The organism is Haloarcula sp. CBA1131 (assembly GCF_008728975.1).
Lineage (GTDB): Archaea > Halobacteriota > Halobacteria > Halobacteriales > Haloarculaceae > Haloarcula > Haloarcula hispanica.
Map to the genome: position 1 here is coordinate 689,371 of NZ_RPCY01000004.1, position 23,602 is coordinate 712,972.

Consider the following 23,602-nt stretch of genomic DNA (forward strand, 5'->3'; position numbering starts at 1 on the left):
CTCAGTTCACCTCACTCTTGTTGAATTGCCCGGGTGGGACAACCTCCAGCAACCCTTCCATCGTGTGGTGGCCGCTCCCGCAGTACTCGTTGCAGACGAGCCCGTACTGACCGGGGTCGTCGAACTCTACGGTAATCGTCGCCACCTGCCCAGGAACAGCCATGGTGTTGATATTCGTGCCGACGACCTCGAAGCCGTGGACCACGTCTGTGCTCGTCACGTGGAACGTGACGGTGCTGTTTGCGGGAACGCGGACTGGGTCGCTCGTCCCGGGAACGAACAGGAACTGCTTCGCTTCGATATACACGTCGTAGTGGCCCGGTTCGCTGCCGTTGTACACACCCGGTTCTCGGAAGTTCTCGCTGGCCGTGGCGTCTGTGGGGTCAACCTGGCCACCAGTGTCATCAACCATCCCGTAGCCGGCGCCGACAGCGCCATAGGTCACAGTTCCGATGAACAGGACAATCATCGCGAGCGCGGCCACCAGCCACAGCCGTTCGAATCTGTGGACGTGCATATTATCCCACCACCGATGGCCCGTTACCGAGGAATTCGACGAAGTACATGAACAGCCACATCAGCGAAATGATGACGAAATACATCACGAGTAACAGTCCGGTCCCGACTGGGTCGAATGCGTCGTGGGCGACTGACCCGGTCTCATGTTGTGCGACGTTGGACTCAAACATTTGTCCAGTGTGCTGATTGGCGACTCGGTCTTCAGTGGCTGTTGCGGGAGAAAACGACTGCTCTGGCCTGTCTCGCCAGCTAAGGAGGTAGACCGCGCCGATGGTGAGTCCAGTGAGCCCCAGTGCCACCGCCGTTACGAACAGCCCGGAGCCACTGCTACCGCCAACGGCACCCCCACTCGCTTCCTGCGCGCTTGCAGTGCCGGCGAACCCAAGTGCAGCCACTGACGCCGCCCCTCGGAGAATCACGCTACGGACGCGCCGACAACCAAGCAATCCGTTGCGGTCGGGTATCGACCTGTTAGTGCCTGATTGCATCTTGTTAGTATCCATGCTGTTTCGTCTGAATCGACCCGATAGAGTTGTATTCTCACTTGTCACAGGACAACTCGACGGCTCCTGTCTGCTGGCCACGGCGCCGAGGTATCGTAGTAGCCGACAGCGTCTGACGAGTCGAGCACGGCTAGCAGGCTATTTGTCACTATCAGGACGGCCATCGTTGCCTTAGACGGGATATTAGCGATGCTGCCCAATGGCCTTGACCACCGAAGCAGCGTGTGACGAATCCGGTGTCAGCACTCCACGAGCGGCTAGTCGCTCACTGAATCACCCCAACGGTTGATATATCGGAATCGATGGATGAGGGAGTTCGATACCAAAGATCATCAGTCCGTGCGAGAGCGGCAAATATCCCAGGACGAGGAATACGGCCCCAAGTGTGCGATGTAGCCTAGACTGAAACCGCGGCGACATCGAGTTGAACGCAACACCGTACCCAAACACTGCGGGGATAGTGCCCAGTCCGAGCACCGACAGTGCGAGCGCACCGTAGGCCGGCGAACCGATAGCGAAGGCGTACAGAAACGCCGGATAAAGAAGTGGACACGGGAGTATGCCGTGAACCGCACCCAACGCGATGATACGCGGACCGCCGACCCATTGGTCGATGTGCTGGTGAAGCCGTGTGCTCAGACGCCAGAATAACGACCCTGAACCAAGACTAGCGATAGCACCGGCGGTTGTCCCGGTTCGGAGATACATGCCCCCGGTCACGATAATAAACCCACCAACAGCCATTCCGGCGACTGCCCGAAGGGTGTCGGCCAGTGCGAAGACTGCTGCAGTGTCGTAGATGACGGTACCGAGCAGTCCCATGAGTCCCCCAATAGCGCATAACTCGCCGTCCGTCCGAAATTGAACAGCAGGTGCTGGCGGATTTCGGTCCACTTGACTGGCCCGTCATCCCCTATCTGGTCGGCGTACAGTGTGACAAGTGGCCCACACATCCCTAGACAGTGCGCCCCACCGAGCAAACCAACGATGGCGAAGACAACGAGACTAACGTCACCAGTGATAACGCCTGTCCCGTGGGTGCCGGCCATCATCGTATCCGAGGCCACTCGCGCTCAAGCGTGTCGAGATCGTCTGATCCAAACATGAGGCGGACAGCGATAACGATGAGTACCGTATTGATAATTGCCAAGAAAGCAACTGGTTCGAGGGCGATAACGAACGCGGCTACGAATGGAATCGCAAGTAGCCCGACGAGGGGCAATCGCGAGGCAGGCATCGAAAGCATAGCAAATAGTCGCGTCCTCCGTGGCTTAGTTATCCGGTTGGCCTATGACAATAGTATCATGCTACCGAAATGGTCTCGATTAGTCTGAGCCTGTTGCAATCGGGACACCGATGAGATTCCCCCACTCTGTCCACGCACCATCGTAGTTACGGACGGACGGGTAGTCGAGCAACTCGGACAGTACGAACCACGTCAATGACGACCGCTCGCCGATGCGACAGTAGACGATGACATCGCTGTCTCTATCGATGCCTCGATTTCGGTAGAGCTCCGCCAGTGTCTCGGGAGATTTGAACCGCCCGTTAGACTGGAGGTTCTCTGACCACACGATGTTCTTCGCGCCGGGGATGTGACCGCCCCGCCGGGCCGATTCCGTCATTCCAGGCGGGGCAAGGATAGTGCCGTCGTATTCTTCTGGTAACCGGACATCGACAAGTTTTGTTGGCTTTGACAGAGCCCGTTTGACAGCGCTATGATAAGCTCTGACGTGTTCAAACGGGCCACGTGTGCGATATGACTGTGTCGGATAGGACGGCACAGCAGTCGTTGTCGGCCGGCCCGACTCAAGCCAGTGTTCCCGCCCTCCGTCTAGTAGGTACATCTCTTCGTGGCCGTAGTACGAAAGCATCCAGTACAGATGGGCTGCAAACCAGTTCGAGTTATCACCGTACAAGACTAGCGTCGAATCCTCTGTGATGCCACGCGCACCGAGCAGGTTAGCTAACGCGGTTTCCGACGGGATATCCCGCCGAGTCGCGTGCTGTAACTGTTGCTGCCAGTCGATACAGACCGCACCTGGAATGTGCCCCTGCTCGTAGAACGCTGTGTTGAGGTCTACCTCCACTAAGCGTAGTTCATGGGACTCAGATTCGGCCTCGTCGAGGTGTTCTTCGAGCCACGCGGGAGTAACGACAGCATTTCTCACAGACTCTATAGTTCCACTCAGCCGTGCATTCATATGCAACTCACCATTGCCAGCGGCGGAGCTGGTCTATTTAAGAACATCTGACCTGTCCACATAACTCTAGCCTTGGTAGCCGACAATCATCAGCCAAGAACTAACTGTCAGACTGTGACCTACGCGGTCAGCCTTGTTTGGCTACCACGCTGCAGCGAACGTGAGCAGATCGATACCGATGATGAATAGAACGACCATGAGTGCGACAGCTATGACGACTTTGACAAACCACGGCAGAGAGCCATCAGCAGTGGTATTACTCATATTCAACCTTTGTTACCATGACGTCCTGAGCTTTTCGTTGTCCTACGACAAGTAATCGGAACCAGCGTGCCCACTCTCCAGCATACCGACATGGATAGCGGTCCGATTCGAACCGAAATTGACTGTACCGTTGATGCGTAAATTACAGTAGATGCGGGAGTTCGTCTTCGAAATCCGGTACGAAGCCAACACTGACGAGTTGATGGACCTGTTCATCGAGACACCGGAAGCCCGTTCCACGACGTTCCTCTGTTCGATGGGAAACGCGCAGCTCTGGCGGTTAGACCGCATAACCGGTCCCACCTCACTCGTCGAACAAGCGACAGCACTGTTGACAGGGTCGACGTACAATCAGTTGAGTATCAGTGACCGCGCCTGTGGTGGCCGTCACTACTGTGACGTACTGGAAAACAGCCCACAGCGAAGCCTCGTCTACAGCTATTTTGAAAATCTCGTCCACTGCGATTCAATCCCGACTATCACTAACCGGTATATAACCGGGGCACTCCTCTTCGAGATTATCCGTGAAGGGGACACTGAACGCTGGCGCATCCTTATGGAGGACGATAAAAAAGTCGGTATGCTGTACGACACGTTAGGCGGTCTGCTCCAAGACGGATTGTCTTTTCACTTCGACCACGTGAGTGACGCGACTGGGCCGTTGCTCACGCTGTTTGACTCAGTTTCTATTCGGCCTGAACAGAGCCGAGTGCTTGAACTGGCCGCCGAAGAGGGATATTACGAAACCCCACGCGAAACGACCCTTGATGAGCTTGCAGCGGAACTCGATTGGCCACGCTCAACGGTTTCGTACAGGCTGCGAAAAGCGGAGGCTAGCCTCGTTGAGTCCTATATCTCGAGGAAGTAATCGGTCCCAGGGTACGGTCCCTATTCTGACTGGCTCACACGTCGTTCTTGGGTCGCTTCCCCAATACCTGCGTTCGCCGAACAGTTCGGACACGCGTAGACTTCTCCCTTTGTATCACTGAACACACGCTGGAACTGTTCGGATACGTGATGACCACAGGTGGCACATTGAGGCATCGGTTAGCTTTCCATAGAGTCGTCAGTGGCAGGTCTAGGACTTGGTCGTCAGGGACCTCCACAGGCCGGTTGTGTATTACGACCGTACACCCATAGCTACGTGGTTGTCGTACGACAAACCGATACCACTCTCACTTTGAGCGAGAGAGATACCGAAACACCGCAACTATTGTTTCAGTTTTCGCTATACTCCTTCTCGAATCCACGAAATTCCGTCCGGTGGGCTTCCTCGTCCCCGAGAATTTCTACTGCCAAGTCCTCCGTAACCGGGTCGTCAGCCTCACGTGCAAGATCCACTAATTGTCTATACGTCGAAATCGCGTCTTCTTCAGCGTCGAGAACGCCCCTGATGACTGCCAGAACATCAGTCGAATCCTCAGGGGGTTGCAGACTTTCCTGCTGGGCAGTAAACTCGGCGGATCCAGGTGGTCGAGCGTCCAGTTGTTTGAGTCGCTGTCCCAGTAACTCTGCATGTGTGAGTTCTTCTAGAATATCCTCTTCGAGACTCTCTTTGATCTCTTGCGCTCGAACACCATCGAGAACAATCGAATTAGTCCTGTAATTCATGACTGTCTCCAATTCTTCTAAGTACGCGCTCTGGAGTACCGAGATCACTTCATCTGTAGTCGAGGTCATCGGATAAGTGTTAGACTGGTGGAAATATAAGAATTGTATTGTCCTGTGACAAGCGTAGCGTTAGACCAAGACACCGGTACTGAGCAGGTGGACCTGCTGGACTGTTTAATAAATATCAGCGTTGACAGAACCTACACATCCCACGGAGGACACATAATAGCTGCTGAGCCGTCAGTGACGCTTATACTGGTACCAGAATGCAAGTGAAAGTTCATCACTTAGCGTTGATAGGCACTTCTGTCGCTGGTGGCATTTATGCGTGGCTGTACTTGAATAACGGCCCTAGCAAGTGTATCAATCTGCCGGCCACACACCGGGTTTCGAGTGTAAATCGGGGATGTCTGTTACGACTAATGGACAAGTCGTTATTGCTACTACTGTTAGCTTAGACCCTAACATACTTACTGTTAGGATACAAACTAACAATTATCGATGGGCGATGACGTTGTGGTGCTGGAAGATGAGATTCAAGCCTACGATGACGGGACTGTCGCTCGAGTACGCGTCCTTGAGGTGCCCGAGTCTGACCAGTACCCAGACGGCGTCAAGTACGCGTTCCACTACCGAGAGGCTGGTGCTGCGGACCCCATCATCCGGTTCGACAACCACCACGGGCCACATGAACTGCACATCGCGGGACAGGTCTTCGAACTCGAGTTCGACGGACTCCAGCCACTGCATCAAGCGTGGCGTGCTGCACTCCCGCCTGAGAAACGCATCGACTGGTAGTATCCCTCACTCACACACGAACCCATGACCCGAACACTCCACATTACGATTGGTACGCGACCCGACCGTAGCGGCCTCGAAGATACCCTTGCAGCAATCGACGAGGGCGAAGACGTCGAAGCAAACCCGTCTCGACTGAGTATCGAAAGCCTCGCGACGTTTGGCCGTCTCTTCCGACCGACGAATCTGACACTCTTAGAGGCGATCGTCGACCACGAACCGGACAGCATTCGCGAACTCGCACGCATTGTGGACCGCCATCCGCCTGAAGTGACCGAGAACGTCCACGAACTTGCTGACTATGGGCTGATTGAGCTCAAGGACGAGGGACGGGCGAAACGGCCCACCGTCTGGTACGACGAATTCGAGTTTGCTGGTGAAGTCCCACTGCAGGGACTCGATACTGGCAATGATACCCCGATTGCGCCGTAAGATCACCCCTGCATCGTAGCATCTTATTTTCAAAGTCGTTACTCCCAATTCCAATCTCAGATACTGCTATCTTGAGTGCCGTTACACCCATTACAGCTATTACATCCGATTACAAACTACGGTGTATGCCCATTGACATCGATCGCTTCGAACAAGGATCTAGTGAGGATCTCCGTTCGGGCGGACGGACGAACGCTGAGGACATCCTCTCGTTTCTCGCGACCCACCCAGAGCAAGCCTATACACCGAAGGAAATCCACGACGCAACAGACGTTGCCCGTGGGAGTGTTGGCGTCGTTCTGTCACGGCTCGAAGACCGTGACCTCGTGCGCCATCGTGGTGAGTACTGGGCCATCAGCGACGCCGAGGACATCGACAAGACACTCAGTGCGATGGCCACGGCCCGCGCAGCGACTGATCGCCTCGGCTCCGAAGACCCTGCTGAGTGGGGGTCTGGTATCGATGAATCCGGAGATCAGGAGTGATGTCCTACGAGCAGGGTGATGTCTGGTGGGGGCCTGCGCCACACAAATCGGGGCCATCGTATCGGCCCTGGGTCATCGTCAGCGACAGCTCGCATCCGTTCGCACACACGGAATGTATCGCCCTCGCGATGACAACCCAGCAGCACTCCGGCGCAATCGCCGTCCCAGACGACGCGTAGCTCGAGGGCGGTTCAAACGCAGATGCCTACATTTCGCCGTGGTATACGACGACGATCAAGCACCGCGACTTTGACCGCCAGCAAGGGACGCTTGTCCCGTCGCTTGTCGGCGAAACTGTGACGGAACTCCATCGATACACACCGACACCCGACACCTGACTCTTACTGTCGGATACCGGTGCGGATTCGAACCCGCTACAACAACTGTCCGATGCTTGCTCAATATTCTCAGTAGTCGAATATATGGGCGGTCTCAGAATCGGTCGGTAGCGGCTTCGAACTGCTGACTCCCAATTGCGCCCCCTGCACGCGCGGGTATTAAATTGAGTGAAGGGGGGAGGGGATGGATGACTGCATTTCTTGCCGCTATTTCGCTGGTGCTCACTCGACCCGATTTCGCCGAAACACTCTAGGAAATCCGGCTAGTCATCTTGACATATACGGCTATGACTGCCCCCGATTCACAGCCCCCGATGCAGGACTGCCAGGCCGAACTCGTCGCTGCACTCGACTTGGACGAATTCTCGCCGGACGCCTATACGTCGGCACCGTATCTCGAAGCGGCCCTCGAGGCTGGCTTTGATGTCGTCGACCTCGCCACTGCACACGATGTCTCGAAGCGGTCGATTTACCGGGTGCTGGACCGCCACGATATCGACTACGAAACGCCGCCGAAGAACGGCCCCGCCCGCCGGCTCTGGAACGCCCATCCCGACACGGTGCCCGGTGATGACTGATGGGCGCGACCGACGCAGCTGCGACCGTCGACGCTGGGATGGACCCAGCACTTGTCGAGACAATCCAGCGCATCGAGGAAGGTGATGTCCTCGTTGTCAACGGCGACTCGCGAACCTGGGATGTCACTGATGTCGTCGACCGGTCCATCGAAGACCCGAGCGATGCTCGCGAGTCCAAGCGCGTATGCCGACTGTCCTGCGGGGCGTCGGTGTTCGGTCTGGAACTCGTCGCGTATCCAGACCGCTACACGGCGTCGCTCCATGTGCTTGCGACCGAGGACTGGACTGAGGACGGCCAGGTATTCGATGTCCACGACGTCGAGCGACTCACTCAGCAAGTTCCGTGGGTAGTCGTGACGGGAGGAGGAGACACGTACCATTTCCCGGACCCACAGGCAGCTGCCTTCGGTGAAGCACAGCCGGCCTGTGGCGGCGGCAACCCTGGGGCCTCGTACCGTGTTGTCCGCTCCAATACCGTTCGCCCCACATACTCGGGCTGTAAGGACTGTTTGCGCCACGAGAAACCTGTCGCGCTTGAGTCGGTCACATGTCCCTCCTGTTCAAAATCAATCTGCCATGGGATTCTCCAGGGCGCTGCGGTGGGGGCCGTCGACGGCCTGTCGCTCACGTGCCCACACTGTGACTTCGAGGGTGTTGCTGATGTTGTCTTGGACCACTGACCCCAGGGGTTACCTCCGGCTGCAAGCCTGGTTTCAATAAACCGTATGCTACTATATCGAATCCAAACGCTCTCGTATGTCCGAAGCGTCCAAATCCTCCAAACTGTCCAAACCGCATTTGACGACGAGCGGGTAGAAGGCGCGGTTCTTTTCGAACTCTTCGTCGTATTCGTACTCGTACTCCGCCTTGAGGATGTTGTAGAGGCGTTCGAGGTCCTTCTTTTGGGACTTAGGCAGGTACATGTAGGTCCCGACCTGCTCCTCCTTCACCGACCCATCATCGACGTTGGTTTCGTCTGGTTCGGATGGTTCTGACTGTTTGTCTAGTTTGGATGGTTTGGATGGCTTGTCTGTCTCGGCTGGTTCGTCCGTCTCGGAAGTGCTCACGTCTTGGGCTCGTTCTTGTGATTGCTTCCGACGCTGTCGCAGTCGCTCGGAGCGCTCGTCGCTCATACAGTCACCTCCTGGAAGTCGAACTGCTCGTCGAGGTTCGCAGCCAACTGCTCGAAGACCTCGATCTGGTCACAATCCGGTTCCTCGATGAAAATTGAGGCTCCATTGGAGAGTGCCCGCTGGATCGCGGCCCGTTCGCGAACCTCCCACGAGGGTGTGTCATCGAAGGCGTTGTCGATCCACTCGATCATCTCCTGGGCCTGTGTCTTCCGGACGTCGATCCGATTGATGACGACCCCACGTTCGCGGATAGTAATCTCGTAGTCGCGCTCGAGGGCGTCGATGTGGTCAAACAGTAACTCGAAGGCCCGTTTGCTCGTGTCTTCCGCCAGCGCCGGAATGAGGACGTTCTGTGCGGCAAACATGGCGTTGTCCATGAGGTTGCCGAGGAAGGGCGGGCAGTCGATGATGATGTAGTCATACTCGTCTTCGATGTGCTCCAGCGCGAGTGCGAGTTGCTCACCGGATCGCCGAGATAGTGTCAGCTCTGGCTCGACAGCAGTCATATCGATATTCGATGGGATGACAGACATCTCCTCGTGCTCGCGAACGAGCTCACCGATACGATCACGCTGCTCGGAGTCACTGAGGATATCGAACAGTGAGGGTGGCTCGCTATCGTACGCTTCGCGAAGTCCGAGGTTCTCTGTCGCGTTCCCCTGTGGATCGAGATCGACAAAGAGGACGTCCCGGCCACGGGCGTTCAGTGCCCCAGCGGCGTTGATGGCGACAGCTGTCTTTCCAACACCTCCCTTCTGGTTACTGACTGCTATTTTGGCTGGTTCGGCCATACAAACTATCAAAACCGTCCGAACTACTTAGTACTGCGTCAGACACAATTTCTATTGTTCAAAACACATACATAAGTCCAACAACCAAAACCTTTTTATATCAGTCTAACAAACTATAATATAAGACATTCGCTTGAGTCCTTGTTGTTCCACTTCAGACCAGCGGGTGTCGAAGCACGTAGCAGGCTCCAAAACCCTGCGTGGCCGGGTTACCGGCCCTACAATGTTCGCCCTCGAACCGAACGCTGTATCTTCTCCTTTATATGTCGTCAGAAAGGAGTCGTCACCATGGTCCTCGGAATACCAGACGAACCGGTATTCCTCGGAACATGCGCATCCTCTGTACAGCGCTTCTCCTCACTGTGCTGTCCCTCATTCTACTCTTTGTTGCAGGGATTGCAGTGAACATGATGAACCTACTCGGTGTGGCAGGTGGCATCATGTTGGTCCTTTCTCTGACCGAGTAATCGGTAGCACGGTGCAGACCGTGCAGGGATTTAGGACGCTGGCCACTCCATCCAGCTCGTGACAGCAATATGACGATGGTGTGGTTTAAATACAACTTATTTTGACCGCTTACACGACAGAGCAACAGCTACCACAGTTTAGAAAGTATAAGAATAGGTTGCTCAAGCTTGAGCCCTCGTTGTTCCATATAGATATGAGCTATAAATCTATAAAAATATACCGGACGGAGCTACTTGCTCAGCTTCGGCGACGTGTGCGGCAGCACCTCGTCGTGGATGAACCGCGTGAACTCGATTGTGTCCATATCTTTGGGATCGTAGATAGCGAGCCAACCACTCTCCGACAGAACGAGCTTCAGCAGTCGGCTGTCGTACTTTAGATTCGTCAGGCCCAGCTGACTGTTCTCGTTGCTGTGGATGAACTCTGCCAGATCGGGCTCGCTGTCGATGTCGCCATAGGCTGCGCCGCTATCGATCGGGCCGTCGCTCGCTCGGAACCAGCCCATCCACGGGTCAGCGTTGGGGTGTGCCGCTGCGAACGACTCGAGGTCGACCTGTGCGCGGTGAATCGTCTCCACCTACTGCGACTCTGGCTATTACTTTCACTCCGGTGGGCGAGTGTTTATATTGTCTCCACCTCATCGAAAAGTTGTCTCCCAGTGAAAAAGATCGGAGACAGAAACACAATGAGCACTGGACTAGCGATTGTCGGTACGATTGCAGCAGGATACGTCCTGGATCAGTTGAGTCAGTCGAACAAAGATCATGACGATGTTCTCGAAGACACCTATCAAGCGGTATCTCAGGCAGCCGCAGCGGACTCCTCACTCTACGTCGATCATATCGACGTGGACGCGGCGGGTAATCCACGGTCAGCGACGCCAGGGACCGATCACGTTCCGGACCTTGTTCTGACGGGCTTTGCGGACAATAGCATCGTCGTTGAAATCGAAACTGGGGATTCACTCAACGGCGACGCGCTTGACCAACTCGAAGACTTCTCGAAACCCGGTTATACACGGGCCCTTGTCGTACCTGACTCTGTCGTGGATGATGGGATACAGTTCATTGAGGAGTACACCGACGCAGCGACAGCAAATATCGTCGTTTGTGGACCGAGCGACACGCCGAAGTTGCTGTAATCACCCTTCCGCGGGTAGCAGTGCAGTATTTTTGTGATCCTATTAGAGCAACTGGTCTAACGCGCTTTTTTGTCCAGTCAGTCCTGACTGTGCCGATGACGTACCTGTCTGTTTCCCAGAGAACGACTCCGGTGAGACGTCCTCTTGCATTGCCCTGAGCTTCGACCGAAGTTGGCCGCTCGTCGAGCGCACCAGCTCATCGTCTGGCCAGGAATGCACTTCGAGCCCGTCGAAGCGCGTTGCGACCTGTTGGACTGTATTCAACTGTTCGAGAGCGTATTCGACCCAGTACTGGTGGCTGTCTTGCATCTGCTGGAGTTCCTCGACAATGTCGTCGTAGCCGGCTTGCTTGGCGGCAGTGAGACACTGCTGGAAGTTCTGGCCCCTCGGGTTGATTGGTTCGTGGAAAACAACAACCTCACCGAGCGCTCTAAAGTAGCTGAGTAGCTCGTGAAAGTCGTCTTCGCCCATCGTCGGGTGTGTGGGCGACATCGAGACGAACACCGACACACCGGCCTGCTGGAGCGTATCTAACGCCTGCCAGCGAGTCATCGGCGATATTCGCGATGGACGGGCAATTTAGATAGGGACTGATGGATTGTAGGCGAAGATCAAGTGGACTAAGGATTTGATTGGTGCATTCGTCCACCTGTTGGCGATTAAGCGAATCATCATCGAAGTATTAGACAAGTACCGCCCCGATCCAAAACACTATGCTGAGCAGCGAGAGGGCCGCTGGAGCAGATGAGAGCAGCCGTTCTCCCCTCCCCATATCAACACGTTTCCACCTGCTTTTTCGGCCATTTTCTTCGAACAGTTCTTCGGCTAGTGATGGATAGCTATCATCAGTAGCTGACTCATCAGTTTCGGAGAGTAACTCACGTCCGACATACCTAATCGGAAGCGACAATCCTGTGTAACCAAGATTTATCCATAACAGCTGTATAGCTGATATTTCAGATGAGAGTAAAAATACTTGTGCAGATACTATTCCAAAGAGTATTGCGACTGGAATTCTGAGCGTTCCACCTAAAAATGCGTCATATGCTTCCTGAAGTAGCGCCTGATTTTGGCGTACCGCACTTGCATACCTACTCTGGATAGATAGTGAGTGGCCAGATGAGGGTATTTTGTTGACTGGTATGACGACTTCAGACGAATCGAAGTGAATCGAACTTCGATACCCCACGGTCAGGTTAAATAGTTTGTACTCTCCTTTCAGAAAGAAAATTACTGCTGTTGCAAGAATGGAAATAGAAAGGAGAAAATTGATGGCGATAATTCCTTGCAGCGTCACAGCTGACATCTCAATTGGGAGTTGACCAGCTGGTTTAGCGTATGCTGCTGCCTCTCCGGGGATTTTTGGAATAAGATCATATGTCGCGACAGCAATCGTCGCAATCACGGCGACGATCGTAATACTGGCACCCAAAAAGCCCATAGCAAGGGACTGTAGACTGTGATACCGGTTCTGTTGCCACGTCAGCATTTGCTGTAGGGCATCTCGATCAACATATGATACCTGTAAATCAGCATTTGACGATTCAACCATTGATTTCCTCAATGAACTGGAAAAGAATGGTTAGGAGCGTAACGATGACAATGAGGGGGATTGCGAGGTCTACAAAGAGATTTACCAGCGAAGCCGTATTCCCGCCCCGCAAGCTTTGTGTGATGATAACAAGGGTAATTACCGCGAATATCAATATGAGTAGATTTGATGCTGTCTCAAAGGCATCGGCCATACAGAACGTACACAATCACTAGTAAAATCAGTTCTGGGATCCGGGTTCACCTTTTACCGCAGGACATATACCCATTTTACGAGTATCGACTTGGTCGGTACTTTGTCCCGGATTCCCACTCTGCACTCTGTATCCGACGTTCTTCCGCGGTATAGCTTATGCTTCCACCCCGAGCGAAACCACCCACGAGCGATCCGGCAACCTGGGAGCCGATGTCCCAACTGCGTTCTCCGCGAGTATATTCGCACCACTCAGTAAAAGGCGTCTCAGCTAACACAACACTCTCTGTCTCACCGTCAGCCGACACAACAGCCACGGCGAACTCGTAGCTGTCCGATTAGTTGGTCGTTCTCTTGCTGTTGACGGCAAGAACAGCTGTGAGTCTTGTAGGAGTGATCACGCAAGTATGTGGATGCGGATAGGCAGTATCAGTCCATTTGATGTTCTTTATCAACTAGCTCCGTAAGGTGTACTACATAGCCAGCCAGCCCATTCTCCATAATACCATATTCCTTAGGTGGGTTTCCTCCAACAGCGGCAGAAAGCTCTTCCTCTATTTCTTCCATCAATCCTGGCTGGCTTTTTATTAGGCTCAGGTCCACAATATCACCAAACTGGCTGTCCAACATTGAAATAGCACGCTCTTCTCGGGCAGCCTTGACAAACTCCTCAGTTGTCAGTTCTTTATTTGAATCGATTAGTTTCGCTACCTCATACTGTATCTCGACATAATCCGAGGGCTGAGACATACGCCGAATCCTCACTCTCCCAGCATATTATTTTGTTGATGTATGGTCAGGACCGACTCACATCTCTCTGAGCTGGTAGAAATCTTGACGGTCAGTTCGCATACTCACTGAACCGGTATTTCTGGTGAGATGGTGAGAAACAAACGACGGGCAGAAACTAATCGGTCGTCAGCTAACCAACGCCGTGGGTGTTGGTCAGCTATTGTTGGTTAGCAGCTTTTACACTGTCGCCGCCACGTACTGGTACTCGGCTTGTGACGGCGTCGGCTGCAACGTCAACCCAGCCAACGCCAACTCCCTGAGCACTTCGGGCGGCACACCCTCCGAATCACGCAATACAGCGTCGAGCGTCCATTCGCCGTACCGACTCGCGCTCGGCGCAAGCACGTCGACGGACTCGGTCGGCACTTCCTCTTGAATCGCCCGTGCTGCCCGCCGCACTCGCTTCCGTTCCTCCACAGTGCAGCTCACGCCTCAACACCTCGCACGAGATCGCCGACGAGCGACCCACCAACGTGTGGCCCAACGTCCCAGCCACGCTCACCACGCGTGTACTCGCACCACTCCGAGAGCGTCTCGAAGAGCGTCTCCGCCAGCACAACCTTCTCGGAGTCCCCATCAGCCGCCACAACAGCCACGGCGAACTCATAGCTGTCCCAGTAATGCGCCGCGCCGTCGCCGTCGACACCGAGGAAGAGCGGTCGGCCCTGGGTGAGTAATTCGCGTGCGGGACGGTCAGTACAGAGAAAGTACCTACTGTTCGTCTAAGAGAAAGCTCTCTCAACAGCTCGATGATCCTTACTCGGCTTGGTTATTTGGGTCAAGTATGTAATAAACGACAGCTATTGTGACAGACATCGACACCGCCTGAAAAGGGACCCAATCACCCAGTAACAGGGTGAATACAAGGACAGCAATGCCGGTTAGAATACCTGTCAGAACTGCGTATCTTCCGCGCGACAGAGTCCGTATCCGCGCATCTACACGACGATAGAGATGCTTCACAGTACCAGTACAATATCAATATTCCTCTATAAGTCTGGTCAATCCGCAGACATACTTAACCATCCATAGAATAACAAGGTGGACGGTACATTATTCGGACGAGACGAGCGAGAGTGATGAACGAAAATCTTCTGGATGCTTGTAAGAAATATCTCGAAATATCAATTGGAGTTAGGCATCCGAGTGAGGACGAAAAACGTACCGCATCCAAGTGGTGGTTAAAAACTGTTTTTCAGGGTGAGAGGCCAGAACCAATCCATTTTGTGAAGATGATGAAGTATCCAATCGGGTTTGATGGGAAAGGTGGGCTTCTGTATAATGGGGTATTCGTAGATTCCAAAGACCCAAAGTTAGCGCTTCTTGAGCGGGAAATCGGCGTTTTTGAGCTTCTCTCAAAGAGGACGGCTATCGTTGACGGTTCATATATTCCGATGCTTCGTTATGAGATTCGTGTGCAGCAGGAATTATTTCACGAGAATAACTACAAGTAGAGGGTGTCATAGAAGAGTTCTCACACCGTGATTACGGTACTTCCCGGATTGTCTCCGCGTTCGTAGTTGGTGATTGCGACGACGAGGCGAAGGCACAGCGCAAGAAACACTTGCGCTCGTGCGTGGACGCGGCCTCGGGCGTGCGTTCGCCCGAGGCCGCAGTCCTTGACTGATTCGTTGGTTCGTTCGACTCCTGTGCGGCGATTGTACGTCTCGTCTAGCGTCGATTGCTTCAGCTGAACGTCCTCGCTGTGTTCGTCGATGAGGTCTTCGACCCTGTACTCGATATCGAGCGGGTCGTCGGTGTTTCTCGCGTTGTACGGGGTGACTGGCACGACTCCTGCGGCCAGCAGGTGGTCGTGCCAGTCGAGCGTGTCGTAGGCGCTGTCTCCAAGCATCCAGATCGGCTTGGCGACGGCGAGCGCGTCACGTGTGACGCGCATCGCCGTCTCTTCTGGCGCTTGTTTACTCGCGGTGAACTCCGCTGCAATCGGGATCTTTTGTCCGGTCGAGACGATCGTGCAACCGTAGCCGTAGTAGTACTCGTCGGCGGTTGGATCGTAGCACTTCGTCGCGTCTGGATCGGCGGGCATCGCCCTCACATCAGTTGAGTCGATGCAGTAGGTCACATCGAGCAGGCCGCGGCAGGCGGCCTGCTCGACGAGGTGGTCGAACACTTCGTCAACGACGTGTTCGAGATCGGTGAGAAAACGATCGACCGCGTCTCTGGACGGCGGTCGATCGAAGCCACAACTCAGCCAAACGACCGTGTTCCGAAGCTCTCGTTCAACGAGACGAATCCCGTAGACGTCGTGGTAGTAGCAGTGGAGGAACCCACGCATCATCTCTGGTGGCTCGTGCTCTCGTGTTCGCCCCGTCTTCGCCGGGGCGAACACGTCGAACTCTTCGAGAAACCCGAAGGAGAGGTGTTCAAACAGCGCCAGCGTCTCAGTTTCCGCGACATTGAAGAACGATTCTACCGAAGGATCATCTTGCAGGGTCGCTGAACTCATACCACCTCAGCGTTCACCCTGCTCTGTGGTGTGGTAACTGTTCTATGACACCCTCATACAGGGTTATCGGTCTCCCCAGAGGATTTCCCGGTGATAGTCGTGGTAGTACTTTCCGTATCCAATAGGTGTTTTTACCCTCCGAAATATAACCAAAATGCATGCCAAGCGTGCAATTTATTACCTTTGCTTGTGATGAAGTGGAACAACTGGCAGAGTTCTGGTCAGTCGCTCTCGGAGGTACACGACGTGAGCTGCCAGAATCGCTTGAACCTGAAATCGTTGACCTGCCTGGAGATGGTCCGGATTTGCTGTTCAAAGAACAACCGAAAGGAACGGAGCGAGATCTCCCCATTCATCTTGATGTCTCAACCGAGAATCGAAGGGAGACAGTCGAACAACTCTGTAACATAGGTGGGTCTGTCCGCGAAACCAAGACCGAAGAATACGAAACGCACACCGCCACTTGGACAGTGATGTCAGATCCCGAGGGTAACGGATTCTGCGTCAGCGAGTACCAACAATAGCTACTACAGCGCTCTCAGCTACCACAGGCTGACCGAACAGGTCTCCCGGACGGGGTACGTCGTCACACGACCCGGACACAAAGCCGGGTGATTCACAGCGCCTTGTTTCGCATCACGACGGTCATAGAGCAGAAATTCTTCGGCTTTGAGCCGACATCTATCGAGGGGACGACCGTTCGGGTCAGCGATTTAGAGAACCACTGGTCGACTGTGCGGACCACTCCCAGGTTCTACGGTGTCCGTCGAGAACTCGCAACTACGATGCGAACCAGTTGCGCGAAATTCCCGAAAATCGACGTGATGCGTTCCACCGAGATGCTCTCGAAGCCGATGTGATTCCGCTCGTGGCGGCGTTCGCTGTACAAAGTCACGGTGACGCACGGAAGGCGATCGACCCTCGTCGCCGGTTTTCGATCCTTCCGGCCGGACTGTGTTCGATTGTAGCTGACCCTGTCGGCGTAGAGGAAAGAGTTTGAGAGGGGTCCCGTCGTATGGAATGCATGGACAAAGACCAACTGCCGGAACTCGCGCTGTACTATATTGCGTTATTACTTCTGGTGTTTTTCATCCTTGAAGTGCTTCAAGCGGCTGTGGGTGAGATTTCATTCTGGATTGAAATGGTGATTATCCTCGGCATTGTCTTTGCGTATCGATATATCGCGGTCTGGCTCGGTATCGCCCCCAGCAGTGAAGAGTAGTGGGATCGACCAGCGAGCCATGCCAATCCTGACACGGTGAGAACCTTGCCGTTCTTACCGAACACCGATGTTCCGGTGCTAGCACATCTACGATTCTGTGGACGGTACACCGTCCTAATTCAGAAGCGTCTGTGGGGAGGCCACATTGGCAAGACCGAGCGTAGTGGTTCAACTGCTGCGAGCGTCAGAGGGTATTTGCTGTCCGCGTGGCGACGCTTCCTCTGTCGCAAGTCGAGCAGCGGGAGTTCTGATATACGTGTATCCCAATGCAGTAACTGATGCCGACGATCTATATCACAGCTCCACAAGAGGCTGCAACGGAGATCGCGCAGACACTCGTTGAGGAACGACTTGCAGCGTGTGTGAACCGTGTGGCCTGTGACTCGATATATCGATGGGAGGGCGAAATCCATACCGATGCTGAGGAAATCCTTCTGGCGAAGACGACAGCCGACCGGTATCCCGATCTTCGCGACCGGGTTGTTGAGTTGCACCCCTACGAGGTCCCGTGTATCGAACGCTTTGACGAAACTGATATTTTTGCGCCCTTTTCGGACTGGCGAACCAGGAACGTGGACGCTGAATAACCGCTGAAATGGAGCCATCTTTTTGCCACTGGTTATACTCCTACCAGTGTGCCTATTCAGCGTGCAAGATCACTTGCGGATCTGTATACATCGGTCGCCGACTATGATCTCGTCTTGGTTCCTGAGGCCCCGCTTGCGAGCGCCCTCAACCGCCGGCTCGACCGGCCACAGTTCGGGACGTTTGCAACCACTCCACGCCGACTGGCCGCTGGGCGGCGCGAGCAGGCCGAAGACCGGACGGCGTTTCTGGAACTCGCCGACACTGTCGACGATTCCTGGAAAGCTCTGTCCTACGCTATCGGGAACGTCCTCCAGTGCTGGGAGCACCACGGACAGGCCGCGGGGATCCTGGAGTATCCAACCTACGACGATCCCGTTACGCGCACTGTGGTAGACAGGCTCGCCGCACGCCAGTCGACGTCACAACAGCTGACAGAGTTCACGGTTGACGCGGACCAGTCGGTTGCCGTCGTTGGGCTCCCGGAGTTCACTGAACTCGAACGATCGATCCTGCCAGCGGAGTATGACACGTATCCCCTGTTGACTGACGACACCTTCGACTATCCGGCGTTCAACATCTTCAGGTCCCCATCGGCGATTGTCGACGCGGTCGTGGATACCATCGACGAGGAGTCGGCTGATAATGTCGCAGTGGTGCTGGATAGTTCGAGCCAGTACTCTCCGCTGGTCGAATCTGCGCTTGAAGCGGCAGATATTCCCTACTATGGAGGACCGGGGTTCATCGATGACCTCGATGTGCGAGCAGTACTGCGGCTCTTGCGCGTCGCCTATCGTGGTTCCGAGACGACTGTCAGCGATATCGCCCCGATACTGTCACGACTTGGGACCGATGTTGATATTGAGCACAGTGAGAAACGGCTGGCAGCGACCGACCTGCCAGCAACCGCGTGGATTACGGAGGTGTGCGAGACGATCGGGGACCGAACCTTTGGCTCGCTCCTCACGGCCTACGAATCGAAAGCCGGCCGAACACTGGACCGTCTCCGGGACGAACTCGAGTCGCTCGGGCTCCACGACACTGTGGTCACCGAATCGCGGGTTAGTGATCTGGCCTTCTATCTGGATTTCTACGAGGTCCCAGTGGACAGAGAAAACGAGGGCGTGTTACTCGCAGATGCCAAATCTGCCGGCTACGTCGACCGACAGGCCGTGTTCTTTCTCGGGCTTGACGAGGGCTGGACCAATAGCGCTCCACAGCGCCCCTGGGTCGACACGGAGGCGCAGTTCGATCGGTATATCCGCCGCTTTCAGCGACTAATCCAGAGCGGCAGCGACCAGTACTATCTGGTCGAGGATACCGCTGGGGGCCAACCGGTGACGCCGTGTCTCTACTTCGAGGAACTCCTCGAAGAGCCCTTTGAGCGATTCAGCGACCTCGAATCTGTCAGGTATGAACGAACAGTCGATGGTGACCGTGATGGCTTTGCGAAAACGGCCGTCGAACCCCCGGTCGAGTCGGCACCCATCGAAACGATCAGCCAGACCAGTCTCAACAATTTCGTCAACAGCCCACGGGAGTATCTTTTCAGCCGGCTGGTCGATTCCCCCGACAAGGACTATTTCCGCGAGGGGAATCTGTTCCATGACTTCGCGGAGTTCTACGTCAACTATCCCGAGATCATCGACACAGACACGCTCTCGGAGGTGGTCGATGTCATGCTCGAGGAAGCCAAACCCTTCTACCCTGAGACGGACCGAATGTTACGCCGACGCCAGTATCGGATCGGGCTGGAAACCATCGTCGAATATCTGGATGCCAATCCACCGACGGCACCTGCCGATCTGCCCCCGGCCGGGGAGCCCGATGAGAACTTCTTCGCATCGTATTTCGACCGCCCCGTGGACTCGCCGCTTACCGAACGCCAGTTCACCAACCCGGACCTCGGTATCAACGGGAAAATCGACCTCGTGGAGGGACCCACAGCCCTGCTCGACTACAAGAGCGGGTCGAAGAAATCAGCCTACGATGTCTGTAAACAGGCTGCGATGGACCCGCCCAATGATACAATCAACTATCAGGCAATCGCCTACCTGGCACAGTTCCGTACACACCAGCCAAACGCGGAGCTATCCTTCTCGTTCTTCCACTTCCTCGAAACGCTCGACGATGCGATCACCGGCGACGCGGCTGTGGATGATACGCTGACAATAGTCTCCTACTACCCGCAGTCATTCGACGAGTTCGTCGGGACGCGCCCGGCGTACGAGGTCCTCTTGGATGGCTACAAGGACTGCGTGGCGACCTTCGAGGAGCTTGGCTTCGGGGGCTACAGCGATATCATGACAGACCTCACGTTCCCGGACACGACGGAGCGGTCGGCATTACGGGAGTCTGACTTCGCCGACCGATTTGCCAAGGCCGTGCATCAAGAAACCAGCGACGACGTCGATGCCGAGAAAGGGGCTGACCAGGCGATTCGAGCGCTCAACGGCGTCAGGAAGCGCAACTTCTTCAAAGATGATCTCGACCAGTTCGAGGAATTCGTCGCCGACCGACTGACCGAGATCAATCGCTACCGGGCGGGCGAGGAGCGATTCCCGATTGAGGGGCTGGGTGGCGAACCCAACTATCGCCGGATCGATCATCGCGATATGTTCCTGGAGGGCAGCCGATGAGTGACGACACACCGAACGAGGCCCAGCAACAGCTGATCGATGAGACCGAGGGGATCTACCATGTCGACGCCGGTGCTGGCACCGGCAAGACCTTCGCCATCACACGCCGGTATGCGAACATCGTCGACCAGCCCGACGTCGAGCCAGAAGACATCCTGCTGGTTACCTTCACCCGCAGTGCGGCCACCGAGATGCGTGAGCGCATCGTCGAGCACTGTTCGTACGGAATGCGTGAGCTGGCCGACGCACCGATCCAGACGTTCCACTCGTACTGTCACGACCTGCTCGACGAGCACGGCTATCGCGCCCCGACGCATCTGGGCATCGACGATCGAATCACTGGCGGTACCCAGATCCTTGAGGATAGCCAACTCGAGAATGAGCTGTTCCGTGAGTTCTTCGGGCAGTTCCGGGATCGCCATCCTGAGTACAACGACATCTTTCGGGCACTCTCAGAACCTACCGAGCCGCTCTCGCTCATTAACGAACTCGCTGCGAAGGGTATCTTCCCGACTGCAGATGGCTGGTATCGAGAGGGGAAACAACATCTGCTGGGGGACTACGAGCTGTTCAAGCAGTATTTCGATGCCCAAAATCAGGCCCGCAACGATGGGCCCAAGCAGTCCCCGCTCCGGGACGATCTCTCGCGGTTCGGGACGAACAAAACCTACCGCTCGGCGGCTCCTTCCAAATCGGAGCTTCGGGGTGGCCGGGGAACCAAGGAACTCGACGATAGCGTCGCTCGCGAGGTCTTTGAAGAGGATCGGAATGAGCTACTGGCATTCGTTCACGACTGTTACTTCGAGTATCTGGAGTTCGCCCTGGAACGGAACTACCTGAACTTCGGGTTCCTCCAGCTGTTTGCTTTCGTGGCACTGTGCGAGGAGCCAGCGCTGCGTGACCGCGTCGGGTTCGAGTACGTGATGATCGATGAGTTCCAGGACTCCAGTGAGATTCAGTTCAAGCTGGCGCTCCTGCTTGCCGACACGGACAATCTCTGTGTCGTGGGCGACTGGAAACAGAGCATCTACTCGTTCCAGTACGCCGCCGTCGAGAACATCGCGGAGTTCGATACCCGGCTGAAGCGATTCCGGAGCGAGTTGAACGCTGATTCCGAGCAGGTCGAATTCGGGACGGATGGGATAACATACATCGAACTAACGGAGAACTACCGATCGACACAGACACTGCTTGACTTCTCGACAAATGCATTGACCACGCCAGCGACCAGCTCGGAAACAATCGATGAGCCCGTCGACATCGACTCGCTGTCCTCGAATACCACCTTCGACGAGACCAGCATCGAGGCCGTTCAGCATGAGGATGAACACGAGGCGGTACTGGCCAGGATCCAGTCAATTGTCGATAGCGACGACTACCGGATTGAAGACGAGAACGGCGACCCCACAACCCCGAGCCACGGCGATATTGCGGTCCTGACCAGAACACGCGATTACGGACGAGAACTACTGACTGCAGCCGAGGAGCACGGGCTCCCGATGGCCTACGACGGGGAAGTCGAACTGTACCGCAGTGACCCCGCGAAGCTACTGCTGGCGTGGCTGCGGATCGTCGAATCCGATGGCGACCGTGGCTGGGCCGTTGTTCTAGAGCGGGCGGGCTACACGCTTGACGAGATCGATGCGCAACTGGAGCGAGAAGACTACCCGCCAGCGATGACCGAATTCCGGGACACTCTGCGGGAGCTTGAGGCAGTAAGTTCGCTGGCCCGGCGCGTCTTCGATCGTTACGGGCTGACTGGCGATTATGCACGGGAACTGCTGGCGCATATCCAGTCCGTCCACGACGCCACAACACTCACTCGCGGGGACCTGATCCAGTTTATCGAACGCGCGATTGACAAGGGGAGTACCCACGCGATCAACACCACTACTGATACGGATTCGGTGACGGTCCAGACGATCCACGGCGCCAAGGGCCTGGAGTATCCGATCGTCATCCTGGCCAATATGAACGACGGGCGGTTCCCGCCGCGTGGTCGGACCAGTGGTGTGCTGCAGTACGACGAGGCGACGGGGCTCCGACAGCGCAAAACCTTCGCTGACGAAGGCCGGTATCCACACGTCTACGATAACTGGCGCTACGATGTCTTGCGGCAGTGCCTCCCCGATAACTACGACGAAGAACGCCGGCTCCTGTATGTGGCCATCACCCGAGCCGAGAGCCACGTCGTTTTTGCCAGTGGGGCCGATCCAAATACGTTCCTCTCTGAGCTGCCAGTCGAACTTACCGAGGGGGCGACAGAAATTGAAGCGAGCCAGCCCGACGAGTCAGTCCAGGCACAGCTGCCGTTCAGCATTGCAACACCCGATGGGCCGGTTGGCTACAGTCCACATTCACTGATGGATGACTCCGTGTTTACTGAATCGGAGGCCAATGCCGGTGAGGCCGACGCGGATAAAGAAAGTGGGGTGGACTTTGGTTCGCAGGTGCACGACTTCGCCGAGGCCTATGTGCTGGGTGAGGCGGTCTCACCATCGAACCCGCATGAGGAGCGCATCAAATCGCTGCTAGATGGGCTGGATGGAGAGTTGTACGCCGAAGAGGATGCCATCCTGCCACTCGAGATCGATGACCAGCGTGTCTCGATTACGGGTATCGTGGACCTGGTCCACATCACGCCCGATCGAGTCGAGATAATCGACTACAAGACTGACCGAAGCCGACGGGCACAGGACGAGTATCGCAAGCAACTGAGCGTGTATTATCACGTACTCGCCAGTGAGTATCCGGAGCGAGCGGTAACCACAAGCCTATTTTATTCTGCTATTGGGGAGCTGGTGTCAGTTGAACCGCTATCGAAGGGGACTCTTCGTAAGCTTGTGCTGGACCATCAGTAGATAAGAATAGGGTTCACACAGAGTTTG

Annotated in this window: 28 protein-coding genes and 4 pseudogenes; 16 read left to right on the top strand and 16 right to left on the bottom strand. The window is 55.4% G+C overall.

Annotated elements, in window-relative coordinates:
• Position 1: 1 nt before the first annotated feature.
• From Har1131_RS21005 to Har1131_RS22625, 5 genes and pseudogenes are all read right to left on the bottom strand, one after another.
• Positions 2–517 carry a cytochrome c oxidase subunit II gene (locus Har1131_RS21005; protein ID WP_007189791.1) on the bottom strand — a complete coding sequence of 172 codons (516 nt, stop codon included), beginning with the start codon at positions 515–517 and terminating at the stop codon, positions 2–4.
• A gap of 1 nt (position 518) precedes the next feature.
• A complete protein-coding gene (locus tag Har1131_RS22885) occupies positions 519–689 on the bottom strand; it encodes a cytochrome oxidase (protein ID WP_370455102.1) in 171 nt (56 codons plus the stop codon).
• A 606-nt stretch (positions 690–1,295) separates the two neighbouring features.
• Positions 1,296–2,074: pseudogene (locus tag Har1131_RS21015) on the bottom strand (sulfite exporter TauE/SafE family protein).
• A 273-nt stretch (positions 2,075–2,347) separates the two neighbouring features.
• On the bottom strand, positions 2,348–3,226 hold the full coding sequence (locus tag Har1131_RS21025) for a sulfurtransferase (protein WP_007189795.1): 879 nt from the start codon (positions 3,224–3,226) through the stop codon (positions 2,348–2,350).
• A 141-nt stretch (positions 3,227–3,367) separates the two neighbouring features.
• Entirely contained in the window at positions 3,368–3,490 is a 123-nt protein-coding gene (locus Har1131_RS22625; protein ID WP_004965263.1) for a hypothetical protein, read from the bottom strand.
• Positions 3,491–3,641: 151 nt separating this feature from the next.
• Between Har1131_RS22625 and Har1131_RS21030 the strand changes: the two genes are divergently transcribed.
• Positions 3,642–4,358, top strand: coding sequence for a helix-turn-helix domain-containing protein (locus Har1131_RS21030; RefSeq protein WP_004965265.1), 717 nt, complete (start codon positions 3,642–3,644; stop codon positions 4,356–4,358).
• Between the two features lie 350 nt (positions 4,359–4,708).
• Here the strand turns inward: Har1131_RS21030 and Har1131_RS21035 are convergent, their stop codons facing one another.
• Positions 4,709–5,170: a ferritin-like domain-containing protein gene (locus Har1131_RS21035; protein ID WP_004965268.1), complete on the bottom strand. Its 462-nt coding sequence runs from the start codon at positions 5,168–5,170 to the stop codon at positions 4,709–4,711.
• A 432-nt stretch (positions 5,171–5,602) separates the two neighbouring features.
• Between Har1131_RS21035 and Har1131_RS21040 the strand changes: the two genes are divergently transcribed.
• The 6 genes from Har1131_RS21040 (at position 5,603) to Har1131_RS21065 (ending at position 8,412) form a co-directional block, all read left to right on the top strand.
• Complete coding sequence (locus Har1131_RS21040) at positions 5,603–5,899, top strand: DUF6516 family protein (protein ID WP_151148423.1); 297 nt, start codon at positions 5,603–5,605, stop codon at positions 5,897–5,899.
• A gap of 24 nt (positions 5,900–5,923) precedes the next feature.
• A complete protein-coding gene (locus Har1131_RS21045) occupies positions 5,924–6,331 on the top strand; it encodes a hypothetical protein (RefSeq protein WP_129756219.1) in 408 nt (135 codons plus the stop codon).
• A 125-nt stretch (positions 6,332–6,456) separates the two neighbouring features.
• Positions 6,457–6,816 carry a helix-turn-helix domain-containing protein gene (locus Har1131_RS21050; RefSeq protein ID WP_129756218.1) on the top strand — a complete coding sequence of 120 codons (360 nt, stop codon included), beginning with the start codon at positions 6,457–6,459 and terminating at the stop codon, positions 6,814–6,816.
• Complete coding sequence (locus Har1131_RS22405; RefSeq protein WP_225308224.1) at positions 6,816–6,995, top strand: type II toxin-antitoxin system PemK/MazF family toxin; 180 nt, start codon at positions 6,816–6,818, stop codon at positions 6,993–6,995. The genes Har1131_RS21050 and Har1131_RS22405 overlap by 1 nt, the downstream gene beginning before the upstream one ends.
• A 473-nt stretch (positions 6,996–7,468) precedes the next feature.
• Positions 7,469–7,732, top strand: a complete 264-nt coding sequence (locus tag Har1131_RS21060; RefSeq protein WP_225308225.1) for a hypothetical protein — start codon at positions 7,469–7,471, stop codon at positions 7,730–7,732.
• Positions 7,732–8,412: a hypothetical protein gene (locus Har1131_RS21065; protein ID WP_151148427.1), complete on the top strand. Its 681-nt coding sequence runs from the start codon at positions 7,732–7,734 to the stop codon at positions 8,410–8,412. Before Har1131_RS21060 ends, Har1131_RS21065 begins: the two co-directional genes overlap by 1 nt.
• 51 nt (positions 8,413–8,463) lie before the next feature.
• On the opposite strand, the gene Har1131_RS21070 is transcribed toward Har1131_RS21065, so the two are convergent.
• From Har1131_RS21070 to Har1131_RS21080, 3 genes are all read right to left on the bottom strand, one after another.
• Positions 8,464–8,865, bottom strand: a complete 402-nt coding sequence (locus tag Har1131_RS21070) for a hypothetical protein (protein ID WP_151148429.1) — start codon at positions 8,863–8,865, stop codon at positions 8,464–8,466.
• Entirely contained in the window at positions 8,862–9,656 is a 795-nt protein-coding gene (locus tag Har1131_RS21075; protein ID WP_004966076.1) for a ParA family protein, read from the bottom strand. The genes Har1131_RS21070 and Har1131_RS21075 overlap by 4 nt, the downstream gene beginning before the upstream one ends.
• A gap of 697 nt (positions 9,657–10,353) precedes the next feature.
• Positions 10,354–10,701, bottom strand: a complete 348-nt coding sequence (locus Har1131_RS21080) for a hypothetical protein (RefSeq protein WP_225308226.1) — start codon at positions 10,699–10,701, stop codon at positions 10,354–10,356.
• 108 nt (positions 10,702–10,809) lie between these two features.
• On the opposite strand from Har1131_RS21080, the gene Har1131_RS21085 reads away from it, so the two are divergent.
• Positions 10,810–11,265, top strand: a complete 456-nt coding sequence (locus tag Har1131_RS21085; RefSeq protein WP_151148431.1) for a hypothetical protein — start codon at positions 10,810–10,812, stop codon at positions 11,263–11,265.
• Positions 11,266–11,307: 42 nt separating this feature from the next.
• Here the strand turns inward: Har1131_RS21085 and Har1131_RS21090 are convergent, their stop codons facing one another.
• From Har1131_RS21090 to Har1131_RS22410, 6 genes and pseudogenes are all read right to left on the bottom strand, one after another.
• Entirely contained in the window at positions 11,308–11,817 is a 510-nt protein-coding gene (locus Har1131_RS21090) for a radical SAM domain-containing protein (protein WP_151148433.1), read from the bottom strand.
• 130 nt (positions 11,818–11,947) lie between these two features.
• Entirely contained in the window at positions 11,948–12,817 is an 870-nt protein-coding gene (locus Har1131_RS21095; RefSeq protein ID WP_151148434.1) for a hypothetical protein, read from the bottom strand.
• Complete coding sequence (locus Har1131_RS21100) at positions 12,810–13,010, bottom strand: hypothetical protein (protein ID WP_151148436.1); 201 nt, start codon at positions 13,008–13,010, stop codon at positions 12,810–12,812. Before Har1131_RS21100 ends, Har1131_RS21095 begins: the two co-directional genes overlap by 8 nt.
• A 428-nt stretch (positions 13,011–13,438) precedes the next feature.
• Positions 13,439–13,759: a hypothetical protein gene (locus Har1131_RS21110; RefSeq protein WP_151148440.1), complete on the bottom strand. Its 321-nt coding sequence runs from the start codon at positions 13,757–13,759 to the stop codon at positions 13,439–13,441.
• Between the two features lie 219 nt (positions 13,760–13,978).
• Entirely contained in the window at positions 13,979–14,230 is a 252-nt protein-coding gene (locus tag Har1131_RS21115) for a hypothetical protein (protein WP_151148441.1), read from the bottom strand.
• A pseudogene (locus Har1131_RS22410) lies at positions 14,227–14,496 on the bottom strand (hypothetical protein); the annotation flags it as partial. The pseudogene Har1131_RS22410 and the gene Har1131_RS21115, both read right to left, overlap by 4 nt.
• Before the next feature lie 384 nt (positions 14,497–14,880).
• Here Har1131_RS22410 and Har1131_RS21125 point away from each other — a divergent pair.
• Positions 14,881–15,255, top strand: a complete 375-nt coding sequence (locus Har1131_RS21125; RefSeq protein WP_151148445.1) for a hypothetical protein — start codon at positions 14,881–14,883, stop codon at positions 15,253–15,255.
• 20 nt (positions 15,256–15,275) lie between these two features.
• Here the strand turns inward: Har1131_RS21125 and Har1131_RS21130 are convergent, their stop codons facing one another.
• Positions 15,276–16,268, bottom strand: a complete 993-nt coding sequence (locus tag Har1131_RS21130; RefSeq protein WP_151148447.1) for a transposase — start codon at positions 16,266–16,268, stop codon at positions 15,276–15,278.
• A gap of 158 nt (positions 16,269–16,426) precedes the next feature.
• Between Har1131_RS21130 and Har1131_RS21135 the strand changes: the two genes are divergently transcribed.
• The 7 genes and pseudogenes from Har1131_RS21135 to Har1131_RS21165 all read left to right on the top strand — a co-directional run bounded on the left by Har1131_RS21135 (position 16,427) and on the right by Har1131_RS21165 (position 23,575).
• Positions 16,427–16,792 carry a VOC family protein gene (locus Har1131_RS21135; protein ID WP_023842880.1) on the top strand — a complete coding sequence of 122 codons (366 nt, stop codon included), beginning with the start codon at positions 16,427–16,429 and terminating at the stop codon, positions 16,790–16,792.
• A gap of 1 nt (position 16,793) precedes the next feature.
• Positions 16,794–17,065: pseudogene (locus tag Har1131_RS22655) on the top strand (transcriptional regulator); the annotation flags it as partial.
• A pseudogene (locus Har1131_RS22890) lies at positions 17,047–17,187 on the top strand (cell division control protein Cdc6); the annotation flags it as partial. The pseudogenes Har1131_RS22655 and Har1131_RS22890, both read left to right, overlap by 19 nt.
• 105 nt (positions 17,188–17,292) lie before the next feature.
• Positions 17,293–17,490, top strand: coding sequence for a hypothetical protein (locus tag Har1131_RS21150; protein WP_225308227.1), 198 nt, complete (start codon positions 17,293–17,295; stop codon positions 17,488–17,490).
• A gap of 278 nt (positions 17,491–17,768) precedes the next feature.
• Positions 17,769–18,077, top strand: coding sequence for a divalent-cation tolerance protein CutA (cutA, locus tag Har1131_RS21155; RefSeq protein ID WP_050036688.1), 309 nt, complete (start codon positions 17,769–17,771; stop codon positions 18,075–18,077).
• A gap of 48 nt (positions 18,078–18,125) precedes the next feature.
• Entirely contained in the window at positions 18,126–20,714 is a 2,589-nt protein-coding gene (locus Har1131_RS21160; protein ID WP_050036689.1) for a PD-(D/E)XK nuclease family protein, read from the top strand.
• Complete coding sequence (locus Har1131_RS21165; protein WP_151148449.1) at positions 20,711–23,575, top strand: UvrD-helicase domain-containing protein; 2,865 nt, start codon at positions 20,711–20,713, stop codon at positions 23,573–23,575. Before Har1131_RS21160 ends, Har1131_RS21165 begins: the two co-directional genes overlap by 4 nt.
• Positions 23,576–23,602: the final 27 nt, after the last annotated feature.